Consider the following 17,955-nt stretch of genomic DNA (forward strand, 5'->3'; position numbering starts at 1 on the left):
CTTAAAAATGGAATAACATCACAGAAAAAAACATAATCGAGGTAATAACATGACAAAGAGAACTGAAAACAAAAATACAATCACTGTCGCACAAAGTAACAAACTAGGTCGTGAATTGACGAACATCATGACTGGGTTACAAGGCTTACGCAGCCAAGCTAATCTCTTTATGATTGCGAGAAATACTGGAGCAGATAATGGGGTGTTACGATATGAAATGGACAAGTTTTTAGAACATATCTATGACATGGTAGAAATTTATTCTAACGAGCTAGATAGAGTTGCGTTTTACCTACTCGAATGTGACAACCCAGAGGAATTAAGAACATACGAGGCATAGGGAAAAGGAGAGTAACCATGGCCACAGAATTAAATTTATCTGCTACCCAGTTTATTATCCTAGTCATCGTTTTAACGCTTGCCTTAACTGCTTTATGGCTTAAAAAGAGCTATTTTCAGCTCGATATAGAGCCTAAAACTGATACCGTGACAGATAACACCACGCGCAACGTAGGCACACGCTACGGGGCTTATATTCAATCTCAAGGCAAGTATAACAACTAGAAAGAGGTATGAATGAAAAGAAATAGACTACAAGAGGCAGAAATGGCAGTTTTAGCAGTCCTAAAGAAAGGGTGTGCTAACGCTACGACTGGCGGAGAGATAGCTACTATCACGGGTTACAACTCCCGTCTAATATCTAGTGCAATCAGTAACCTAGTTATTCGCTATGGCGTTCCTATCATTGGTGCTAGGGTTGGTATTCGTAACGGTTACTATATAGCAGAGACCAGAGAGGAACTGTTAGAGGGGCTTAGATCTCTTGAAAACCAAGTCAAGAATGAACAGAAAAGATTAGACATTTTAAAGTCTATCGAAGACGTGACTGCATACGAGAAAATACTAGAAAGGGGATAATATGCACGTTTTAAGTGAAGAATTCGAAGACAAACTACTTCGAATCATTGACAATCGTTTTGAAGACTTTCTTAAAGCCATTTCCAAACATGATAACAAACAGTTGGATCTAATATCTGCCCAGAAAGTACAAGACGAATTAGGGGTAAGTTATAACACCCTAAGACGTTGGGAAGAAGCGGGACTTAAACGCTATCAAGCCCCAGTAGAGGGGACACGCAAAGTGTATTACCTTAGAAGTAGTATTTATGCATTTATGGGGAATGAAAGTTAGAAAGAGGGTGCAAGTATGCCTATTTACGAAAGCAAGGGCTTTGGGAATGACTTACATTTATTCGATAAAAAATCCCCCTTTAACTATGTTGCAGAACGTAGACCTATGAGAGTGCCACAAGGTGCAAATATAGACGATTTTAAGCGCAATTCAGCCCCCTACTGTATTGCTGGCTGGGTAGAACGAGACGAGAACGACAACTACAAACGCAATAACGCTAGTTTAATTTACCGTGACTTGATTTTCTTAGACTATGACGAGCTAGAGGCTAATATAGACTTTCCTAGCGTGGTCGAGAACGCCTTACATGGGTATTCTTATATAGTTTACCCAACTATTAAGCACACAAAAGAAAAGCCACGTTATAGGCTTGTGGTGAAGCCTAGTGACGGAATGACAGAACAGACTTATAGGCAAACTGTCCAAGAGATAGCAAGTAAAATCGGGCTACCTTTCGACAGTACAAGCCTAACATGGTCGCAGTTACAAGGTTTACCAGTAACCACTGGAGACCCTGCTGATTATGAAAAGATAGTAAATAGAGGGCGTGATTACCCCGTAGCAAAAACAGTTACGGGTAGTCAGAAACCACATTATCACACACCACGTCCAAGCGGTAATAAAACAATTACCATGCGCGTGCTTGATACCCTATTACATGGCTTTGGTGACGAGGGTGGGCGTAATGTTGCAGTAACTAAGTTTGTAGGGTTATTGTTGTCAAAATGGGTTAACGCAGACGTAGCCACTGCCTACGAGCTAACAACCATAGCAAATAGCGTTACTAATAACCCATTATCAGAGCAAGAGCTGGAACGGACTTTTGAAAGTATCGTTAAGGCAGAAATAAGAAAGAGAGATGTCAATGGAAGATAAGTTGACTGATTTACAAAAAGAACTAGATGAGGTAACCGCGACCCCTAAAGTCGTTAATCTCGAGGCTGGAAAGCTACAATACAATAACGACGGTGCTTTAAAAAAGACTAGGTCTAACTTAATCACACTATTAAAGGGTGGCGATGAACATTTTAAGAGAGCTTTCGCATATAATGAAGCTATAAACGACATCGAAATAACAAAGGATATTTCCTTAGGTAGCGGTTATACTCTAAGTAAAGGAAGACTTAACGATAATGCAATCGTTACCCTTTGGGGGTATTTGTCGGATAGTTGGAGAGTAGAATATAATAATGCAGATATTTATAATGCTTGTCATATTTCAGCACAACTTAACAAATACAATCCTGTAAAGGAATTTTTGGAAGAGTCGCTTAAATCATCCGAACTCAAAGACCCTTTTACGATTATTTTGCGTTACCTTAACATCAAGGATGATGAGTATAATCGTATCGTTTTTGATTTATTTTTCCGTGGAGCTATTGCAAGGGTGTTCCACCCTGGTATACAGTTTGATTACTGTTTAGATCTTGTGGGTAAACAAGGAACTGGAAAGACAACTTTCTTGAGGGAAGTATTTAAGGGCTTTCAAGGAAACTTTACCAGCTTTAAAGATAAAGATGATATCTTAAAAATGATGTCATTATGGGCAGTCACAGACGATGAAATGATAGCCTCTAAGGCAATGAGTTTTGGAGAGCTTAAAAGTTTCGTTACGACAACAGTACATCTTATCCGTAGACCTTATGGAAGAATTGTAGAGCATTTTCTAGTCGATTATGTTATCACTAGAACTACTAACGAGGTAGGTCACCTTAAAGATTTGACTGGGGATAGACGTTTTCTAGCCGTTCATGTTGACCCCAAGACAAATAAACACGAGCATCAAATCACCGACGAAGATTTAAGAGATTTATGGGGGAATTACTACCGCCGTTACAAAGAAAATCAGACTCTTTACTACGAAGAAAACAGTAAAGAGGGGAAAATAATTGCTAAGGAAAGATTGAAATATAGGGTTCAAGACGATGTTATTGAACGCCTAGAGTGGTATTTAAACACCCCTATACCAGAAGATTTTTATGCCCCAAGCGTTAGTTCTGCTGCACGCCACTACTTCTATTTTAGTTTGGAAGAGGGGGGAGTATCACATAAAGACCATTCTACACAAGCCATTGAATGGAAGGGTACAGTTAAGAGAGATAGGTTATCACTGAATGGTGTCATTAACGATATATTTCAAGACGAGAAAGATAGAAGTCTAAAAACTAAAATCAAAACATATATGAACAACTTAGACGGTTGGGAATATAGTGGCAGTGTTAGATTTGGGAATAGAAACACCAGTGGTTGGTTTAAAAAGTAATTTCCGACAAAAACGCCACTTTTCCGACTTTTTGAAAAAAATCCGACAGCGCCAATCCCTTTCATATCAAGGGATTTGCCCTATTTTGTCGGAAAGTAGGAAAAAATCCTATATAAACTATTTATTTTATATAGATATATAGGTAGAGGGAGTATAGCTCTATATAATTGTGGGGCTAAAAAAATCCGACTTTCCGACATTTAACGTCAAACCTCAATAATAACAAGGGGTTTCAGCCGTCGGAAAAAAATAATCTGTCGGGAAAAAATACGACAAAGAATAGCAAGAGGGTTCAAAGTTTGTGACCAAGTTGTGACCAAGATTTGAAAAGACGGTCACACGCTGAAACTATTGATAGTAATGACTTTTTCCCTTTATTTTTTATAAATGTGACCGTGTGACCATCTTTTTTATTTATATATATAGGAGTCGGAAATCATTTCATCTTTTCTATATAAATAATTTTTCAAAAGACGGTCACAAGATTTTGACACCACCTAAACCCTTGGTACTACTAGTTAAAAAGGTGTGACCAAGTTTTTTCAAAGATGGTCACAAATAGCAAAAGTTTACATAATTTATCTTAAAACAAGAAAGAGAGACTAAAAATGACTGAAAACCACTACCTAGAACAAGCGGAAAAAGACAGACTGGAACTTGAACAGCACCGCTTAAATTATATGGCTGATGATACACCTATTGAGCCTAGCGGTATTCCTAAACTAATGGAAATAGCTGAAAAGTTACAAGCAGAGGATACCAGTCTGAACATTTATGAACTGTATAAGCACCCAGAAGCGCGTGCTAAACTATTCTCACAGATAACTGAAGCTTGTTATATGGCTTTGAATGCTACACCGACACAAGCCCAAAGATTGGTATTTTACGACTATCTAGAACAGCAATACGAAAACACCTTAAAGAAAATGATTGCCAGCACAGACAAACAGGCACTAGGTGAGTTACTAGATTTGTTAGAGCTACCAGCAGAGAGAGAAAGCCAGTTTATCCGAGATATGGCAGTCAGTGGGATACTAGCCAAAGATTGAACAGAGAGGTGAAAGCCTCTTTTTGATACTTTATCCAATAGTTTTGGGTTTTTCCATATAGGGGGAGATAATGGAGCAGTTAGCAATAGAAACAATCACTAAACCAATGAAGCTGAGAGGAATCACTAAGGGGATAGCAGAGTTGGACGGTAAACGTTTAGAGATTGATTTGGATAATTTAGAGATTGATTTTGGTGGAGAGTCATTTGAATTAGATAGAATAGCAGGTACTAAGGGAGGTTATCGTTATTTCTTTCTTTGCCCTGATTGTGGTAGACGATGCAGGTTGCTTTATAAACGGTATTTGTATTTTAGTTGCGGTACATGCCAAGAGATCCACAAGCACACCTTGAACCGCAGTAAAACGGATTGCCAATACTATTGGGAGCTTGCGCTTAGGGAAGCTAGAAAGGTAGAACCGGGGTGGAGTCCTAGACGTGGTGGATATATGTTTGATGGTTTCCCTGAAAGACCAAAGTATATGAAACGTGACAAGTATTATAAGCACTATAAGAAGTTTTTGAAGTATACTGAAAAAGGGGATAGATTTTGGCTGAATGGTTGGAGTTTGTAGGACAATATGAAGTAGTGTGCAATTTACCAAACGAACAAATACTACATATTAGACGGTTTGAATGTTAAAAAGCTAGATATATCAAGGATTTAAGTAAGTAGAGCGTTCCAAAAAAGTACAAGGTTAGTACAAGGCTGTGTATTTAAAAATATTAAAAATAGGCTAAGATTAGGCTAAGGTCACATACTTCAAAATAGCAAGGTTTTGGTAAGGTACAGGAGTTTTACAATGGTAAGGTTTTGGTGAGGTACGAGAGTTTTACAATGGTAAGGTTTTGGTGAGGTACGAGAGTTATGGTAAAATTAAGATAGAACAATGAGTACAAAGTAAAGAACTGAAAGGATTTAAACCATTATGAGATACAGTCAACAAGTATTAGACATGCTAAAGCAAGCGATCAGTGGTCAGATTGATAATTTTTGGGATTTCTCCTTTAAGTTTAACGCTCTTTTTGGAGAAGATGAGGGTTTTGCTGAGGCTTGGGACAATGAAAACCCTGAGATGTTTGACGCTCTCAATGATTTTGAGCTGATGATGTTTTTAGAAGAACATGACCCAAGTGATAAGCAAGGATTTATAAATTTCCTAACGCCTTATTACGAAAAGGCAAAACAGTTGGTAAAACATAGCGCTTAGTACATTCTAGGCGCTTTCACTGCAAAAAACACTATGGGAAAGGAGACCGTAAATGAGTAAGCAACTTTGGAACTACTTACACTCAAGGGTTCAGGTAGTAAATAGTGGTGGTAAAATCATAAATGGGCTTGTTACAGATTTTATTGACGAAATGGACAATGATGAGCAAGATGAAATCACTATCCTCATTGACAATCCTGGCCCTGATGAACCAACTGAGATTTCTCTCTTTGAGAGTGAGATAATCTCAATTAAAGCAATCTCATAGTATTTCGTTTAAACTAAGGGTTTTTACAATCTAAATATTGAAAAGGAGGAAACCAAATGAAACTCTGGGAATTTAACCGTACAAATGTAATTATCACGCTAAAAAATGGTGTGGTAGTTAGAGGATTTGTAGAGGATTATTGTGACGCCTTTGACAATGCGGAGGAGATGGACTCCTTACTTGTAGATGTTGATGGAACTCCTAGAGAATATTTTGAGGATGAAATCCTTAGTATTTCAGTAGTATAGCGCTTCGTTAAATCTAGGCATTTTCGTCATATTATTCAGAAGAAAGAGTAAAATAAAAAGCACGTTTGACCGTGCTAGTTTCTTGCCTGCTAAACTCGTAAATTGATTGATACCCTAACGGGTATTTTTTTGCTTTCCTTTTTGCTAACTTTCAAGGTAAGCAAACGGCAACTTATGGGGTATGAATTACTAAAATAGCTCACAAAATCGCTTTGTTATCACTCTAATAAAACCTATGAAAAAGGAGTCGGTATTTATTTGAGTAATAGATGCAAATATGATACACTAGAAGGTGGTTTTCTTTAAGAAAACCTTAGAAAAGTTGAGGTAAAGACATGATAAACATGATAATTTTAGTTGTCTTTGCACTCATTGGTTTAGTCGTTGGATATTTAGCAATTTCTATTAAACTTAGCAAAGCTAAGGAACAAGCAGAAACTACCTTGCTAAAGGCAGAACAAGACGCTGTGAACCTTCGTAGTCAGGCAGAACATGATGCAGACCACCTGCGTGTAACTGCTGAACGCGAAAGTAAGGCTCAACGTAAAGAGTTCTTGTTAGAGGCAAAAGAGGAAGCTAGAAAATATCGAGAAGATATTGAAAAAGAATTCAAATCTGAACGTCAAGAGCTTAAACAAATGGAGAATCGTTTAACAGAACGTGCAACCAGCCTTGATCGTAAGGATGAAAATCTATCAAGTAAAGAACTCGCCCTCGAGAAAAAAGAGCAGAGTCTTGCTGACAAATCTAAACATCTTAATGAGCGTGAAGAGAATGTGACTCAGTTGGAGGCTGAGAAGCAAGCTGAACTTGAACGTGTTGGTCAGATGACCATTGCAGAGGCGCGTGAGGTAATCTTAACGGAGACTGAGAATAATCTGACTCATGAGATTGCAACACGTATCAAAGATGCAGAAGCACAGGTCAAAGATACTGTTGATAAGAAGGCCAAAAACTTGTTGGCGCAAGCTATGCAACGCTTGGCTGGAGATTATGTTACTGAACAAACAGTAACCACTGTTCACCTTCCAGATGATAATATGAAAGGTCGTATCATTGGACGTGAGGGGCGTAACATCCGTACGCTTGAAAGTCTAACAGGTATTGACGTTATTATTGACGACACTCCAGAAGTGGTTGTCCTTTCTGGTTTTGATCCAGTCCGTCGTGAGATTGCTCGCATGACTCTCGAAGCCTTGATTAAAGATGGACGTATCCACCCAGCTCGGATTGAGGAGTTGGTTGAGAAGAGTCGTCAGGAAATGGATAACCGTATCCGTGAATATGGTGAAGAGGCAGCCTACGAAATTGGCGCTATGAATCTTCATCCTGATTTGATTAAGATTATGGGACGCTTGCAGTTCCGTACTTCGTATGGTCAAAATGTCCTTCGTCACTCAGTTGAAGTTGGTAAATTAGCAGGTATCATGGCTGGTGAATTGGGTGAAAATGTGGCTCTCGCTCGTCGTGCTGGTTTCCTTCATGATATGGGGAAAGCTATTGACAAAGAAGTCGAAGGTAGTCACGTTGAGATTGGTACTGAGTTTGCACGTAAGTATAAAGAGCATCCAGTCGTGGTTAATGCCATTGCCAGCCACCATGGAGATGTGGAACCTGAGAGTGTGATTGCAGTTATTGTAGCTGCAGCAGATGCTTTGAGTTCGGCTCGCCCAGGAGCTCGTAATGAATCCGTTGAGAATTATGTCAAACGCCTTCGTGATCTGGAAGAGATTGCATCAAGCTTTGACGGTGTTCAAACAAGCTTTGCCCTTCAGGCTGGTCGTGAAATTCGTATTATGGTTCATCCAAATAAAATCTCAGATGATGAAGTTACAATCTTGTCTCACAAGGTACGTGAACAAATTGAGAAAAACTTGGATTACCCAGGAAATATTAAGGTTACAGTCATTCGTGAATTCCGTGCGGTTGATTATGCCAAATAAGATAAGAGAGCCGAAAGGCTTTTTTATTTTGCAGTAAAACTGAAAAGATTACCGTGTTAAAAATGTATTAACTTTCTTATCAGCTTGCTTCATTTTGATAGGTTTGCGTTTTATAATGAAATATTTTGATTTTTTTTGACTGTTTTTAGTTGACAGTTATTAAAAATTTAGTATAATAGACATTGTAAACGATTACAAAAGGAGAGATTATGATAAAGTCTGAACGTAAGCAGATTATCTTGTCTCAGTTGAAACAAGATGGTTTTGTCACTTTGGAAAACCTAACTGTTTTGTTAAGTGATACTTCCGAGTCGACGATTCGTCGCGACTTAGACGAGTTAGCGGCAGATGGCCAACTTAAACGTGTTCATGGTGGTGCTGAAAGCATTCATGGTCTAAAGGAAGAAATTGCCAATAGTCAAAAAGCTATTAGAAACGTTAAAGAAAAGGCTCAGTTAGCTGGTTATGCTGCCGATTTAATTAAGGAAGGTGATGTCGTCTTTCTTGAGGCTAGTACAACAAATGAACTTTTGATTCCACATTTGTCTAATCGTCAGGTAACGGTTGTGACTAATTCTATCCATCATGCGGTTAAGCTGGTAGATCTTGGTGTTAGCACTAGGATTGTTGGAGGAAAGGTTAAACATTCAACGGATGCGTCTATTGGAAGTACTGCTCAAGAGCAAATCAGACAACTGAATTTTGATTGTGCTTTCATTGGTGCTAATGGCGTTGATGCTAATTATTTCACCACACCAGACATGGAAGAGGCAGTTATCAAACGGACGGTTATAGCCAATGCGCAAAAAGCCTATGTTCTAGCTGATACCTCTAAACTTGGTCAGATTACCTATGCTAAGGTAGCCGAGGTTGAGAAAGTAACCATAATTACAAATGCTTCGGAAGAAGAGCTCCTAAAAGAATTAAAAGAGAAAACGAGGGTTATTGAAGTATGATTTATACTGTAACGCTAAATCCATCAATCGACTTCATTGTTCGTATCGATAAAGTAGAGATTGGTGAAGTTAACCGTATGGAGAGTGATGATAAGTTCGCTGGCGGTAAGGGGATTAATGTCAGTCGTATTTTACAACGTTTAGGAATTGACAATACTGCTACGGGCTTCATCGGTGGTTTTACAGGACGTTTTGTGACAGATGGTTTGGATGCAGAAGGCATTAAAACTAAGTTTGTAGCTGTGGATCAAGATACACGTATCAATGTTAAAATTAAGGCTGATCAAGAAACTGAAATTAACGGTACTGGGCCTGTCATCAATGATTATCAGTTGGCTGAGCTTGAAGCTATCCTTTCAAGTGTAAGTGCCGATGATGTGGTTGTTTTTGCTGGATCAGCACCAAGCAATCTTGGAAACAAGGTCTATAACAAATTGATTCCACTAGTGCGTGAAACGGGTGCACAGGTTGTCTGTGACTTTGAAGGTCAAACCTTGCTTGATTCCTTGGCTTACCAACCACTCTTGGTTAAGCCAAATAACCATGAGTTAGAAGCTATTTTCAATGTCAAACTTAATGGTTTGGCTGATGTTGAAACATATGCGCGTGAACTCCTTGCTAAGGGTGCACAGAACGTTATCATCTCAATGGCAGGTGATGGAGCTCTGCTGGTCACACCAGAGGCTGCATACTTTTCTAAACCAATCAAGGGAACAGTGAAGAACTCTGTTGGTGCGGGTGACTCAATGGTTGCTGGTTTCACTGGTGAGTTTGTTAAATCAGGTGATCCAATTGAGGCTCTCAAGTGGGGAGTAGCCTGTGGAACATCTACTGCTTTCTCAGATGACTTGGCGACAATTGAATTTATTAAAGAAACATACAATAAAGTAGAGGTAGAAAAACTATGAAAATTCAGGATTTACTGAACACAAAAGTCATGTTGCTTGACCTTCAAGCAACTACAAAGGAAGCTGCTATCGATGAAATGATTAACAGCTTGGTTGATAATGGTGTCGTGGCTGACTTTGATGTTTTCAAAGCAGGCATTATGGCTCGTGAAGCACAAACATCAACTGGTTTGGGTGATGGAATCGCTATGCCACACAGTAAAAATGCTGCAGTAAAAGAAGCAACAGTACTTTTTGCTAAATCTAATAAAGGTGTAGATTACGAATCACTTGATGGTCAACCTACAGACCTCTTCTTTATGATTGCTGCTCCAGAGGGAGCAAATGACACTCACTTGGCAGCCCTTGCTGAGTTGTCAAAATACCTTATGCAAGATGGTTTTGCAGATCGTTTGCGTAAGGTGACTTCTCCAGATGAAGTGATTGCTGCTTTCAATACGGGTGAAGAAGAAGCACAGGCTGAGGAAGCTAAGAAAGCACAAGCTGTTAAAGAAGCGGCTTCAAGCGATAAACCACTTATCGTAGCCGTAACAGCTTGTACAACTGGTATTGCTCACACTTACATGGCTGAAGAAGCACTTATTAAAACAGGTGAAGAAATGGGTGTCAATGTTCGTGTTGAAACTAACGGTGCTTCAGGTGTCGGAACACCATTGACTGCTGAAGAAATCAGTAAGGCTGTAGGTGTTATCGTAGCGGCAGACAAGGCAGTTGAAACAGCACGTTTTGACGGTAAAAACTTGCTTTCTAAACCAGTCGCTTCAGGTATTCGTCAACCTCAAGAATTAATCCAAAATATCTTGGATGGTAAGGCTGAAGTCTTCCATGCTGAAAATGCTGGAGCTGCTCAAGAATCAAGTGAGAAATTGAGCCTCGGTGGTGCCTTCTATAAACACTTGATGAGTGGGGTATCACAAATGCTCCCATTCGTTATCGGTGGTGGTATCATGATTGCGCTTGCCTTCTTGCTTGACCAAATTATGGGTGTTCCTAAAGATCAATTGTCACAACTTGGTTCTTACCATGAAATTGCTGCTCAATTCAAAGCAATTGGTGGTGCGGCCTTTGGTTTCATGCTTCCAGTACTTGCAGGTTACATTGCTTACTCTATCGCTGAGAAACCAGGTTTGGTATCAGGTTTCGTAGCTGGTGCTATTGCTTCAAGTGGTGCAGCCTTTGGTGGTGTTCCATTTGCTTCAGGCGGTAAAGCAACCCTTGCCCTTGCTGGTGTATCTTCAGGTTTTCTTGGAGCTCTTGTTGGTGGTTTCCTTGCAGGTGGTGTTATCCTAGTTCTTCGTAAACTCTTGGCAGGTATTCCACGTGCCCTTGAAGGAATCCGTTCTATCTTGCTCTTGCCACTTCTTGGTGTATTTGCTACAGGTTTCTTGATGTTGGCAGTGAATATCCCAATGGCAGCAATCAATACTGGTCTTAATAACTTCTTGTCAAGCTTGTCAGGGAGCTCAGCAGTGCTCCTCGGTCTCCTTGTCGGTGGTATGATGGCAGTGGACATGGGTGGACCAGTCAATAAAGCTGCTTATGTCTTTGGTACAGGTACTCTTGCAGCAACAGTAACTTCAGGTGGTTCAGTTGTTATGGCAGCAGTTATGGCGGCTGGTATGGTTCCTCCGTTGGCAGTCTTTGTAGCGACACTCTTGTTTAAAGATAAATTCACTGAAGAAGAACGCAACTCTGGTTTGACAAACATTGTTATGGGACTCTCATTCATCACTGAAGGTGCAATTCCATTTGGTGCAGCTGACCCAGCACGCGCTATCCCAAGCTTTATCGTTGGTTCAGCTCTTACAGGTGCTCTTGTAGGTATGGCTGGAATTAAATTGATGGCACCACACGGAGGTATCTTCGTTATCGCCCTCACATCAAATGCCCTTCTCTACCTTCTCTTCATCTTGATTGGTGCTGTGGTATCGGGTATCCTCTTTGGATTCCTTCGTAAACCACTTGATAAATAAGATATGATCATACAATCTCGTTGTGACGGGATTGTTTTTTGTGTCGTAGCAGATTTTTGTCAGGGTACCTATTTTATGATACAGTATAGGCAGAAATGGTTTATCTAGTAGCTAATGCTCTGTATAAAGAAACATAAGAGGTGAATTATGGTAAAAGAATACGATTATATTGTCATCGGTGGGGGTTCTGGTGGTGTTGCTAGTGCTAATCGTGCCGCTATGTATGGTGCTAAGGTTATTCTCTTTGAAGGAAAAGAGGTCGGTGGTACCTGTGTTAATGTGGGTTGTGTACCTAAAAAGGTCATGTGGTATGGTGCTCAGGTTGCTGAGACCCTTCACCGTTACGCAGGAGAGTATGGTTTTGATGTGACGCTTAATAAATTTGATTTTGCGACGCTTAAGGCCAATCGTCAGGCTTATATCGATCGTATCCATGGTTCTTATGAGCGCGGTTTTGATAGCAATGGTGTTGAACGTGTTTACGAGTATGCAAGATTTGTTGACCCTCATACGGTTGAAGTAGCGGGTGAACTTTATACAGCACCACATATCCTAATTGCAACAGGCGGTCATTCTCTTTATCCAAATATTCCAGGCAGTGAATATGGAATTACCTCAGACGGTTTCTTTGAGTTAGATGAGGTGCCAAAACGTACAGCTGTTATTGGTGGTGGCTATATTGGAGTTGAAGTTGCCGGTGTTCTCAATGCTCTTGGAAGTGATACTCATCTCTTTATTCGTAAGGATCGCCCATTGCGTACCTTTGACAAAGACATTATCGATGTTTTAGTTGACGAGATGGCTAAGTCTGGCCCTACACTTCACATGCATGCTAATGCAACAGAGGTAGTAAAAAATGCAGACGATTCTCTGACTATTAGCTTTGACAATGAAGAAACTATTACAGTTGATTGCCTTATCTGGGCTGTCGGACGTGCAGCGAATATTTCTGGCTTTGGTCTTGAAAAGACAGGCGTTGAGTTGACTGAACGAGGTAACATTTATTCAGACGAGTTTGAAAATACATCTGTTCCTGGTATCTATGCTCTTGGAGATGTGACTGGTAAACTTGATTTGACTCCAGTTGCAGTGAAGGCTGGTCGCCAATTGTCAGAGCGACTTTTCAATAATAAAGTTGATGCTAAACTTGATTATACAGATGTAGCTACTGTGGTCTTTAGTCATCCGGTTATTGGTGCTATTGGGTTGACTGAGGAAAAGGCAATTGCCAAATATGGTTCGGAAAATATCAAGGTCTATAAATCTAGTTTCACTCCAATGTATACGGCTCTTGGAGATAATCGTCAGCCGTCAACCATGAAATTAGTAACGCTAGGTGAGGATGAAAAAATCATCGGTCTTCACGGTATTGGGTATGGTGTCGATGAGATGATTCAAGGATTCTCTGTGGCTATTAAGATGGGAGCAACTAAGGCTGATTTTGATAATACGGTTGCCATTCATCCAACCGGCTCAGAAGAGTTTGTAACGATGAGATAGAAAAGTGAAGTCTGTTAACTGAGAGTTTCAGGCTTTTCTTTGTGTTTAAATAGCAGCCTACACTCTGTGTAAAACTATAGACTGTCTAAATAAAAAAGGCCTTCAGGCCTTTCATTCGTTAATTAAGTAGTTTCTTAATTCTGAAATAAAGTAAAGAGATCCAGTGACGACAAATAGATCGTCAGAATTTGCTGATTTAGCTTGTGCTAGCCAGTCTCTATAGTCGGCTACAGGTTTGAAGTGTTGGGGATATTCATTCAAAGGCAGTGCCTCAAAAAAGTCAAAGCTGGTTACCGTTATATCATAATCTTTCAATTCCTCTAGTAAGTCTGCCAATGGCTTTCGTCTAAGTCCTGCAAAGAGGATATGTATCCTACGATTAGCGAAGTTATCTTTTAGTACCTGTTTTAAGCTGGCAATTCCTTGAGGGTTATGAGCACCATCTAGATAAATGTTATCTCCTATCCACTCACTACGACCAGGCCAATGCGTCTCTACGATTCCCTCTTGGATGCTCTTATCGGTAATCTTAGAAAATGTTTGAGCTAGGAGATGGGCAGCAGTGACAGCTAGCCCAGCATTGTTTTCTTGATGCTGTCCTAACATTGGAAGTTTAAGCTTTGGACTTTCCCAATGGTCATAAGAAACTTGGATCGTTTGATTGTCCCTTGGAAGCAGCTGAATTTCCCTATCAATGACGGCTAAAGGAGCTTGTAGGTCATGTGATTTTTTGTTGAAGAAATGTTCAACTTCTGTAGAGACACGACCAAGTAAGATAGGTGTATTTTCTCGCATGACGCCTGCCTTATGATTGGCAATGTCCAAAAGGCTATTGCCCAAAGTTTCAGTGTGATCAAAGCCGATTGAAGTACAGATGACAAGCTCTGGAGAAAGGACATTGGTCGAATCAAGTCGTCCACCAATTCCGGCTTCAATGATAGCAATATCAACCTGTTTAAGGTCAAAGTAGAGGAACATGAGTAAGGTGACCAATTCAAATTCTGTTGGTCGCTCAAAAGCAGTGTGCTCTTCTAAATCATCAAGAAGAACCTGAGCTTTCTCGACAAGGCTAATCAGATCCTTGTCTGGAATCTCTGTGCCGTTGATACTAATGCGTTCGTTAAATCGAGTAATATAAGGGGAGGTAAAGGTCCCGACCTGATAGCCTGATTTTGTTAGGATATTTTGTAGGTAGCTAGTCGTTGATCCCTTACCGTTGGTACCGACGATATGCACCGTTGGATAGTGAGATTGAGGATTTCCTGCCTGCTTCAAGAGCCAACGCATACGTCCGAGTTGAGGGCGACGTCCATTGCCTTTGAAGGAGTGGATGAAATTTAGAGTTTTTGTATAGTTCATAGGATTATATAAAAAAGGCAGGGGTTTCCTAACCTTTTCTTTGTTTTAGTTGGAGACAGCGCCACTAGTTGTGGCGTCGCCAGTTGTCGTATTGCCAGTTGTTGTGTCTGCAGTGGCTGCGGATGAAGAAGTAGTTGTATTTCCACCAGTTGTTGTGTCTGCTGATGAAGAATAGGTGTTATTACCAGCTTGGCTGCTTGTCTCTGTTTCTGAGTCAGTTGCATTACCATAGCTAGATGAGGCGACACTTGATTCTTGGGTCTTATTGTTGCCTTCTTTAATGACTACAGTTGATTGATTGGCTGATGAATCAGAAGTGTCCTTATTTTTAGATGATGTGAAATTCATGATAGTGATGGAAGCGACAATGATTGACAAGATTGTCCCGACAGCAGTAAGTACTTTTTGGAAGGCAGTGACGCCTTTTGTAACGTGTTCGGTCACCATTGGTGCAGATTTTTTTTCTTCTTTTGATGAATGGTTACGGCGTGAGTAATTTTCAGACATGATGCTCTCCTTAAAAATATTTCGTACTCTCTATTATATGATTTTCTCGCAAAAATTGCTAAAAAAATTATGCTATAATAAATAGTAAATAAAAATCGAGGAAAAATCATGATTTATTTTGATAATTCAGCCACGACGATGCCTTATCCAGAGGCACTTAGAACCTATCAAGAAGTGGCTACTAAAATTTTTGGGAACCCATCCAGCCTACACCAATTAGGAACATCTGCGACACGTATTTTGGAGGCTTCTCGTAAGCAAGTTGCGGACCTCATTGGAAAATCAGCCGATGAGATTTTCTTTACGTCTGGTGGAACCGAAGGAGACAACTGGGTTATCAAGGGTGTGGCCTTCGAAAAAGAGCCTTATGGCAAACATGTCATCGTTTCCGATATTGAACACCCTGCGGTAAAAGAGTCTGCCAAATGGCTTTCAGAGCATGGTTTTGAAGTGTCCTATGCACCCGTTAATGAGCAAGGATTTGTGGATATTGAAGCTCTTGCTGGATTATTACGCTCTGACACGATTTTGGTTTCGGTTATGGCCGTTAATAATGAAATCGGCTCAATCCAACCCATCCAAGAAATTTCAGATCTTCTAGCTAATGAGCCGACCGTATCTTTCCATGTGGATGCTGTTCAGGCTATTGGGAAGATTCCTGTATCAGCTTATTTAACAGACCGTGTAGATTTTGCAACTTTTTCTGGTCATAAGTTCCATGCCGTTCGAGGTGTCGGTTTTGTCTACAAGAAGGCAGGGAAAAAGATTACGCCGTTCTTAACAGGTGGTGGTCAAGAAAAGGATCTTCGTTCAACGACTGAAAATGTTGCTGGGATTGCGAGTATGGCTAAGGCTTTGCGTTTGGTAACTGACAAAGAGGGATTTTCTCTTCCTAAAATTGCTAAGATGAAAAAGATTATCTTTGACGAATTGGCTAAGTACGAGGATATTACTATTTTCTCAGGCGAGGGTGAAGACTTTGCGCCCAATATTTTGACCTTTGGAATTAAGGGAGTTCGTGGTGAAGTAGTTGTCCATGCTTTTGAAGAGCATCAAATCTATATTTCAACGACATCAGCATGTTCATCTAAGGCGGGGAAACCAGCGGGGACCCTCATTTCTATGGGCGTTCCAAACAAGTTAGCCCAAACGGCTGTTCGTATCAGTCTTGATGATGATAATGATATGGGACAAGTAGAACAGTTTCTCACGATTTTCAAGCAGGTCTATGCTAAGACGCAAAAAGTAAGATAGAAAGATTTAATCGATTAAAAAATAAAACTAAATTCAAGTTTAAAGGGAAAAGGAATGACATTAACGTATTCAGAAATTATGGTTCGCTACGGTGAATTGTCGACTAAGGGCAAAAACCGTATGCGTTTTATCAATAAACTCAGAAATAACATCAAAGATGTGTTATCTATCTATCCAGAAGTTAAAGTGACTTTTGATCGAGACCGTGGACACATCTATCTCAATGGCACAGACTACGAACTAGTCGCAGAGTCTTTGAAGCAGATTTTCGGGATTCAGGCCTTTAGCCCTGTTTACAAATTTGAAAAAGATGTTGAAGTATTGAAAAAAGCTGTTCAAGACATTATGACTGGCCTCTATCGTGACGGACTTACCTTTAAGGTGACTGCTAAACGTAGTGATCACGACTTTGTTTTAGATAGTCGCGAGCTCAACCTTACTTTAGGAAATGCTGTATTTGATGTATTGCCTGACATTAAGGCACAGATGAAGGGGCCAGATGTTAATCTGAAGGTAGAAATTCGTGCTGAGGCAGCTTATATTTCTCATGAGGAAATCAAAGGAGCAGGTGGACTACCTGTAGGGACTGCTGGTAAAGGAATGCTCATGCTTTCAGGTGGGATTGATTCGCCTGTTGCAGGTTATTTAGCCCTTAAACGTGGTGTGGATATCGAGGCTGTCCACTTTGCAAGCCCACCTTATACAAGTCCTGGTGCACTTAAAAAGGCTCAAGATTTGACCCGTAAGTTGACCAAGTTTGGTGGTAATATTCAGTTCATAGAAGTACCATTTACTGAGATTCAAGAGGAAATCAAAGAAAAAGCACCAGAGGCTTATTTGATGACCTTGACACGTCGCTTCATGATGCGTATTACAGACCGAATTCGTGAAGAACGCCGTGGTCTCGTGATCATCAATGGTGAGAGTCTTGGACAGGTTGCCAGTCAGACGATGGAGTCTATGCAGGCTATCAATGCTGTAACCTGTACGCCCGTGATTCGCCCAGTTGTCACTATGGATAAGTTGGAAATCATTGATTTGGCACAAAAAATCGATACCTTTGATATCTCCATCCAACCTTTTGAGGATTGCTGTACCATTTTTGCACCTGATCGTCCAAAAACTAATCCAAAAATCAAGAACGTTGAACAATATGAAGGTCGTATGGATGTTGAAAGCTTAGTTGAACGTGCGGTTGCAGGAATCATGGTGACTGAAATCACACCTATTGAAGAAGTGCAAGACGAAGTGGATACACTTATTGAAGACTTACTTTAGTCTAGGAGGATATAGTGACAGTTTGGTATTGCCCAGGTATCATTAGA

Annotated in this window: 20 protein-coding genes; 18 read left to right on the forward strand and 2 right to left on the reverse strand. The window is 40.2% G+C overall.

From position 1 onward, the window contains the following. Nucleotides 1-49: 49 nt before the first annotated feature. From EL076_RS02180 to gorA, 16 genes are all read left to right on the forward strand, one after another. Nucleotides 50-340, forward strand: a complete 291-nt coding sequence (locus tag EL076_RS02180; RefSeq protein WP_064519661.1) for a hypothetical protein — start codon at nucleotides 50-52, stop codon at nucleotides 338-340. Nucleotides 341-357: 17 nt separating this feature from the next. Then, a complete protein-coding gene (locus EL076_RS02185) occupies nucleotides 358-564 on the forward strand; it encodes a hypothetical protein (protein WP_126429065.1) in 207 nt (68 codons plus the stop codon). Nucleotides 565-606: 42 nt separating this feature from the next. After that, nucleotides 607-918, forward strand: a complete 312-nt coding sequence (locus EL076_RS02190) for a hypothetical protein (protein ID WP_126430136.1) — start codon at nucleotides 607-609, stop codon at nucleotides 916-918. A gap of 1 nt (nucleotide 919) precedes the next feature. Then, nucleotides 920-1,192: a hypothetical protein gene (locus EL076_RS02195; RefSeq protein ID WP_003096073.1), complete on the forward strand. Its 273-nt coding sequence runs from the start codon at nucleotides 920-922 to the stop codon at nucleotides 1,190-1,192. 15 nt (nucleotides 1,193-1,207) lie between these two features. After that, nucleotides 1,208-2,068 carry a primase alpha helix C-terminal domain-containing protein gene (locus tag EL076_RS02200; protein ID WP_126429067.1) on the forward strand — a complete coding sequence of 287 codons (861 nt, stop codon included), beginning with the start codon at nucleotides 1,208-1,210 and terminating at the stop codon, nucleotides 2,066-2,068. Beyond that, entirely contained in the window at nucleotides 2,058-3,455 is a 1,398-nt protein-coding gene (locus EL076_RS02205) for a VapE domain-containing protein (protein ID WP_126429069.1), read from the forward strand. The genes EL076_RS02200 and EL076_RS02205 overlap by 11 nt, the downstream gene beginning before the upstream one ends. 608 nt (nucleotides 3,456-4,063) lie before the next feature. Then, nucleotides 4,064-4,504, forward strand: coding sequence for a hypothetical protein (locus EL076_RS02210; RefSeq protein ID WP_126429071.1), 441 nt, complete (start codon nucleotides 4,064-4,066; stop codon nucleotides 4,502-4,504). Nucleotides 4,505-4,574: 70 nt separating this feature from the next. Beyond that, the gene (locus tag EL076_RS02215; RefSeq protein WP_126429073.1) at nucleotides 4,575-5,078 is read left to right on the forward strand and encodes a hypothetical protein; all 504 of its coding nucleotides are present in this window, start codon (nucleotides 4,575-4,577) and stop codon (nucleotides 5,076-5,078) included. A gap of 354 nt (nucleotides 5,079-5,432) precedes the next feature. After that, nucleotides 5,433-5,714 (forward strand): hypothetical protein, encoded by a 282-nt coding sequence (locus tag EL076_RS02220; protein ID WP_126429075.1) that lies wholly within the window; start codon nucleotides 5,433-5,435, stop codon nucleotides 5,712-5,714. Between the two features lie 52 nt (nucleotides 5,715-5,766). After that, complete coding sequence (locus EL076_RS02225; RefSeq protein ID WP_126429077.1) at nucleotides 5,767-5,982, forward strand: hypothetical protein; 216 nt, start codon at nucleotides 5,767-5,769, stop codon at nucleotides 5,980-5,982. A gap of 56 nt (nucleotides 5,983-6,038) precedes the next feature. Further along, a complete protein-coding gene (locus EL076_RS02230) occupies nucleotides 6,039-6,230 on the forward strand; it encodes a hypothetical protein (protein WP_126429079.1) in 192 nt (63 codons plus the stop codon). 335 nt (nucleotides 6,231-6,565) lie between these two features. Beyond that, on the forward strand, nucleotides 6,566-8,173 hold the full coding sequence (locus EL076_RS02235) for a ribonuclease Y (protein ID WP_003095429.1): 1,608 nt from the start codon (nucleotides 6,566-6,568) through the stop codon (nucleotides 8,171-8,173). A gap of 209 nt (nucleotides 8,174-8,382) precedes the next feature. Next, entirely contained in the window at nucleotides 8,383-9,129 is a 747-nt protein-coding gene (locus EL076_RS02240) for a DeoR/GlpR family DNA-binding transcription regulator (RefSeq protein ID WP_048788390.1), read from the forward strand. Continuing rightward, nucleotides 9,126-10,037 (forward strand): 1-phosphofructokinase, encoded by a 912-nt coding sequence (gene pfkB / locus EL076_RS02245; protein WP_003095541.1) that lies wholly within the window; start codon nucleotides 9,126-9,128, stop codon nucleotides 10,035-10,037. Before EL076_RS02240 ends, pfkB begins: the two co-directional genes overlap by 4 nt. Next, nucleotides 10,034-12,010, forward strand: a complete 1,977-nt coding sequence (locus tag EL076_RS02250; protein ID WP_003095481.1) for a PTS fructose transporter subunit IIABC — start codon at nucleotides 10,034-10,036, stop codon at nucleotides 12,008-12,010. The genes pfkB and EL076_RS02250 overlap by 4 nt, the downstream gene beginning before the upstream one ends. Nucleotides 12,011-12,157: 147 nt before the next feature. Then, nucleotides 12,158-13,510, forward strand: a complete 1,353-nt coding sequence (gene gorA / locus EL076_RS02255) for a glutathione-disulfide reductase (protein ID WP_126429081.1) — start codon at nucleotides 12,158-12,160, stop codon at nucleotides 13,508-13,510. Between the two features lie 111 nt (nucleotides 13,511-13,621). Here the strand turns inward: gorA and EL076_RS02260 are convergent, their stop codons facing one another. Further along, entirely contained in the window at nucleotides 13,622-14,869 is a 1,248-nt protein-coding gene (locus tag EL076_RS02260) for a bifunctional folylpolyglutamate synthase/dihydrofolate synthase (RefSeq protein ID WP_126429083.1), read from the reverse strand. Between the two features lie 45 nt (nucleotides 14,870-14,914). After that, nucleotides 14,915-15,376 carry a DUF6556 family protein gene (locus EL076_RS02265; protein ID WP_003095594.1) on the reverse strand — a complete coding sequence of 154 codons (462 nt, stop codon included), beginning with the start codon at nucleotides 15,374-15,376 and terminating at the stop codon, nucleotides 14,915-14,917. A 108-nt stretch (nucleotides 15,377-15,484) separates the two neighbouring features. Here EL076_RS02265 and EL076_RS02270 point away from each other — a divergent pair, with 108 nt between their 5' ends. Together EL076_RS02270 and thiI are read left to right on the forward strand one after the other, a co-directional pair. Further along, nucleotides 15,485-16,630 carry a cysteine desulfurase family protein gene (locus tag EL076_RS02270; protein WP_126429085.1) on the forward strand — a complete coding sequence of 382 codons (1,146 nt, stop codon included), beginning with the start codon at nucleotides 15,485-15,487 and terminating at the stop codon, nucleotides 16,628-16,630. A 54-nt stretch (nucleotides 16,631-16,684) separates the two neighbouring features. Further along, complete coding sequence (gene thiI / locus EL076_RS02275; protein WP_003095561.1) at nucleotides 16,685-17,908, forward strand: tRNA uracil 4-sulfurtransferase ThiI; 1,224 nt, start codon at nucleotides 16,685-16,687, stop codon at nucleotides 17,906-17,908. The last annotated feature ends 47 nt before the right edge of the window (nucleotides 17,909-17,955 follow it).

Source organism: Streptococcus vestibularis, from assembly GCF_900636445.1.
In the GTDB taxonomy this organism is placed as follows: Bacteria; Bacillota; Bacilli; order Lactobacillales; family Streptococcaceae; genus Streptococcus; species Streptococcus vestibularis.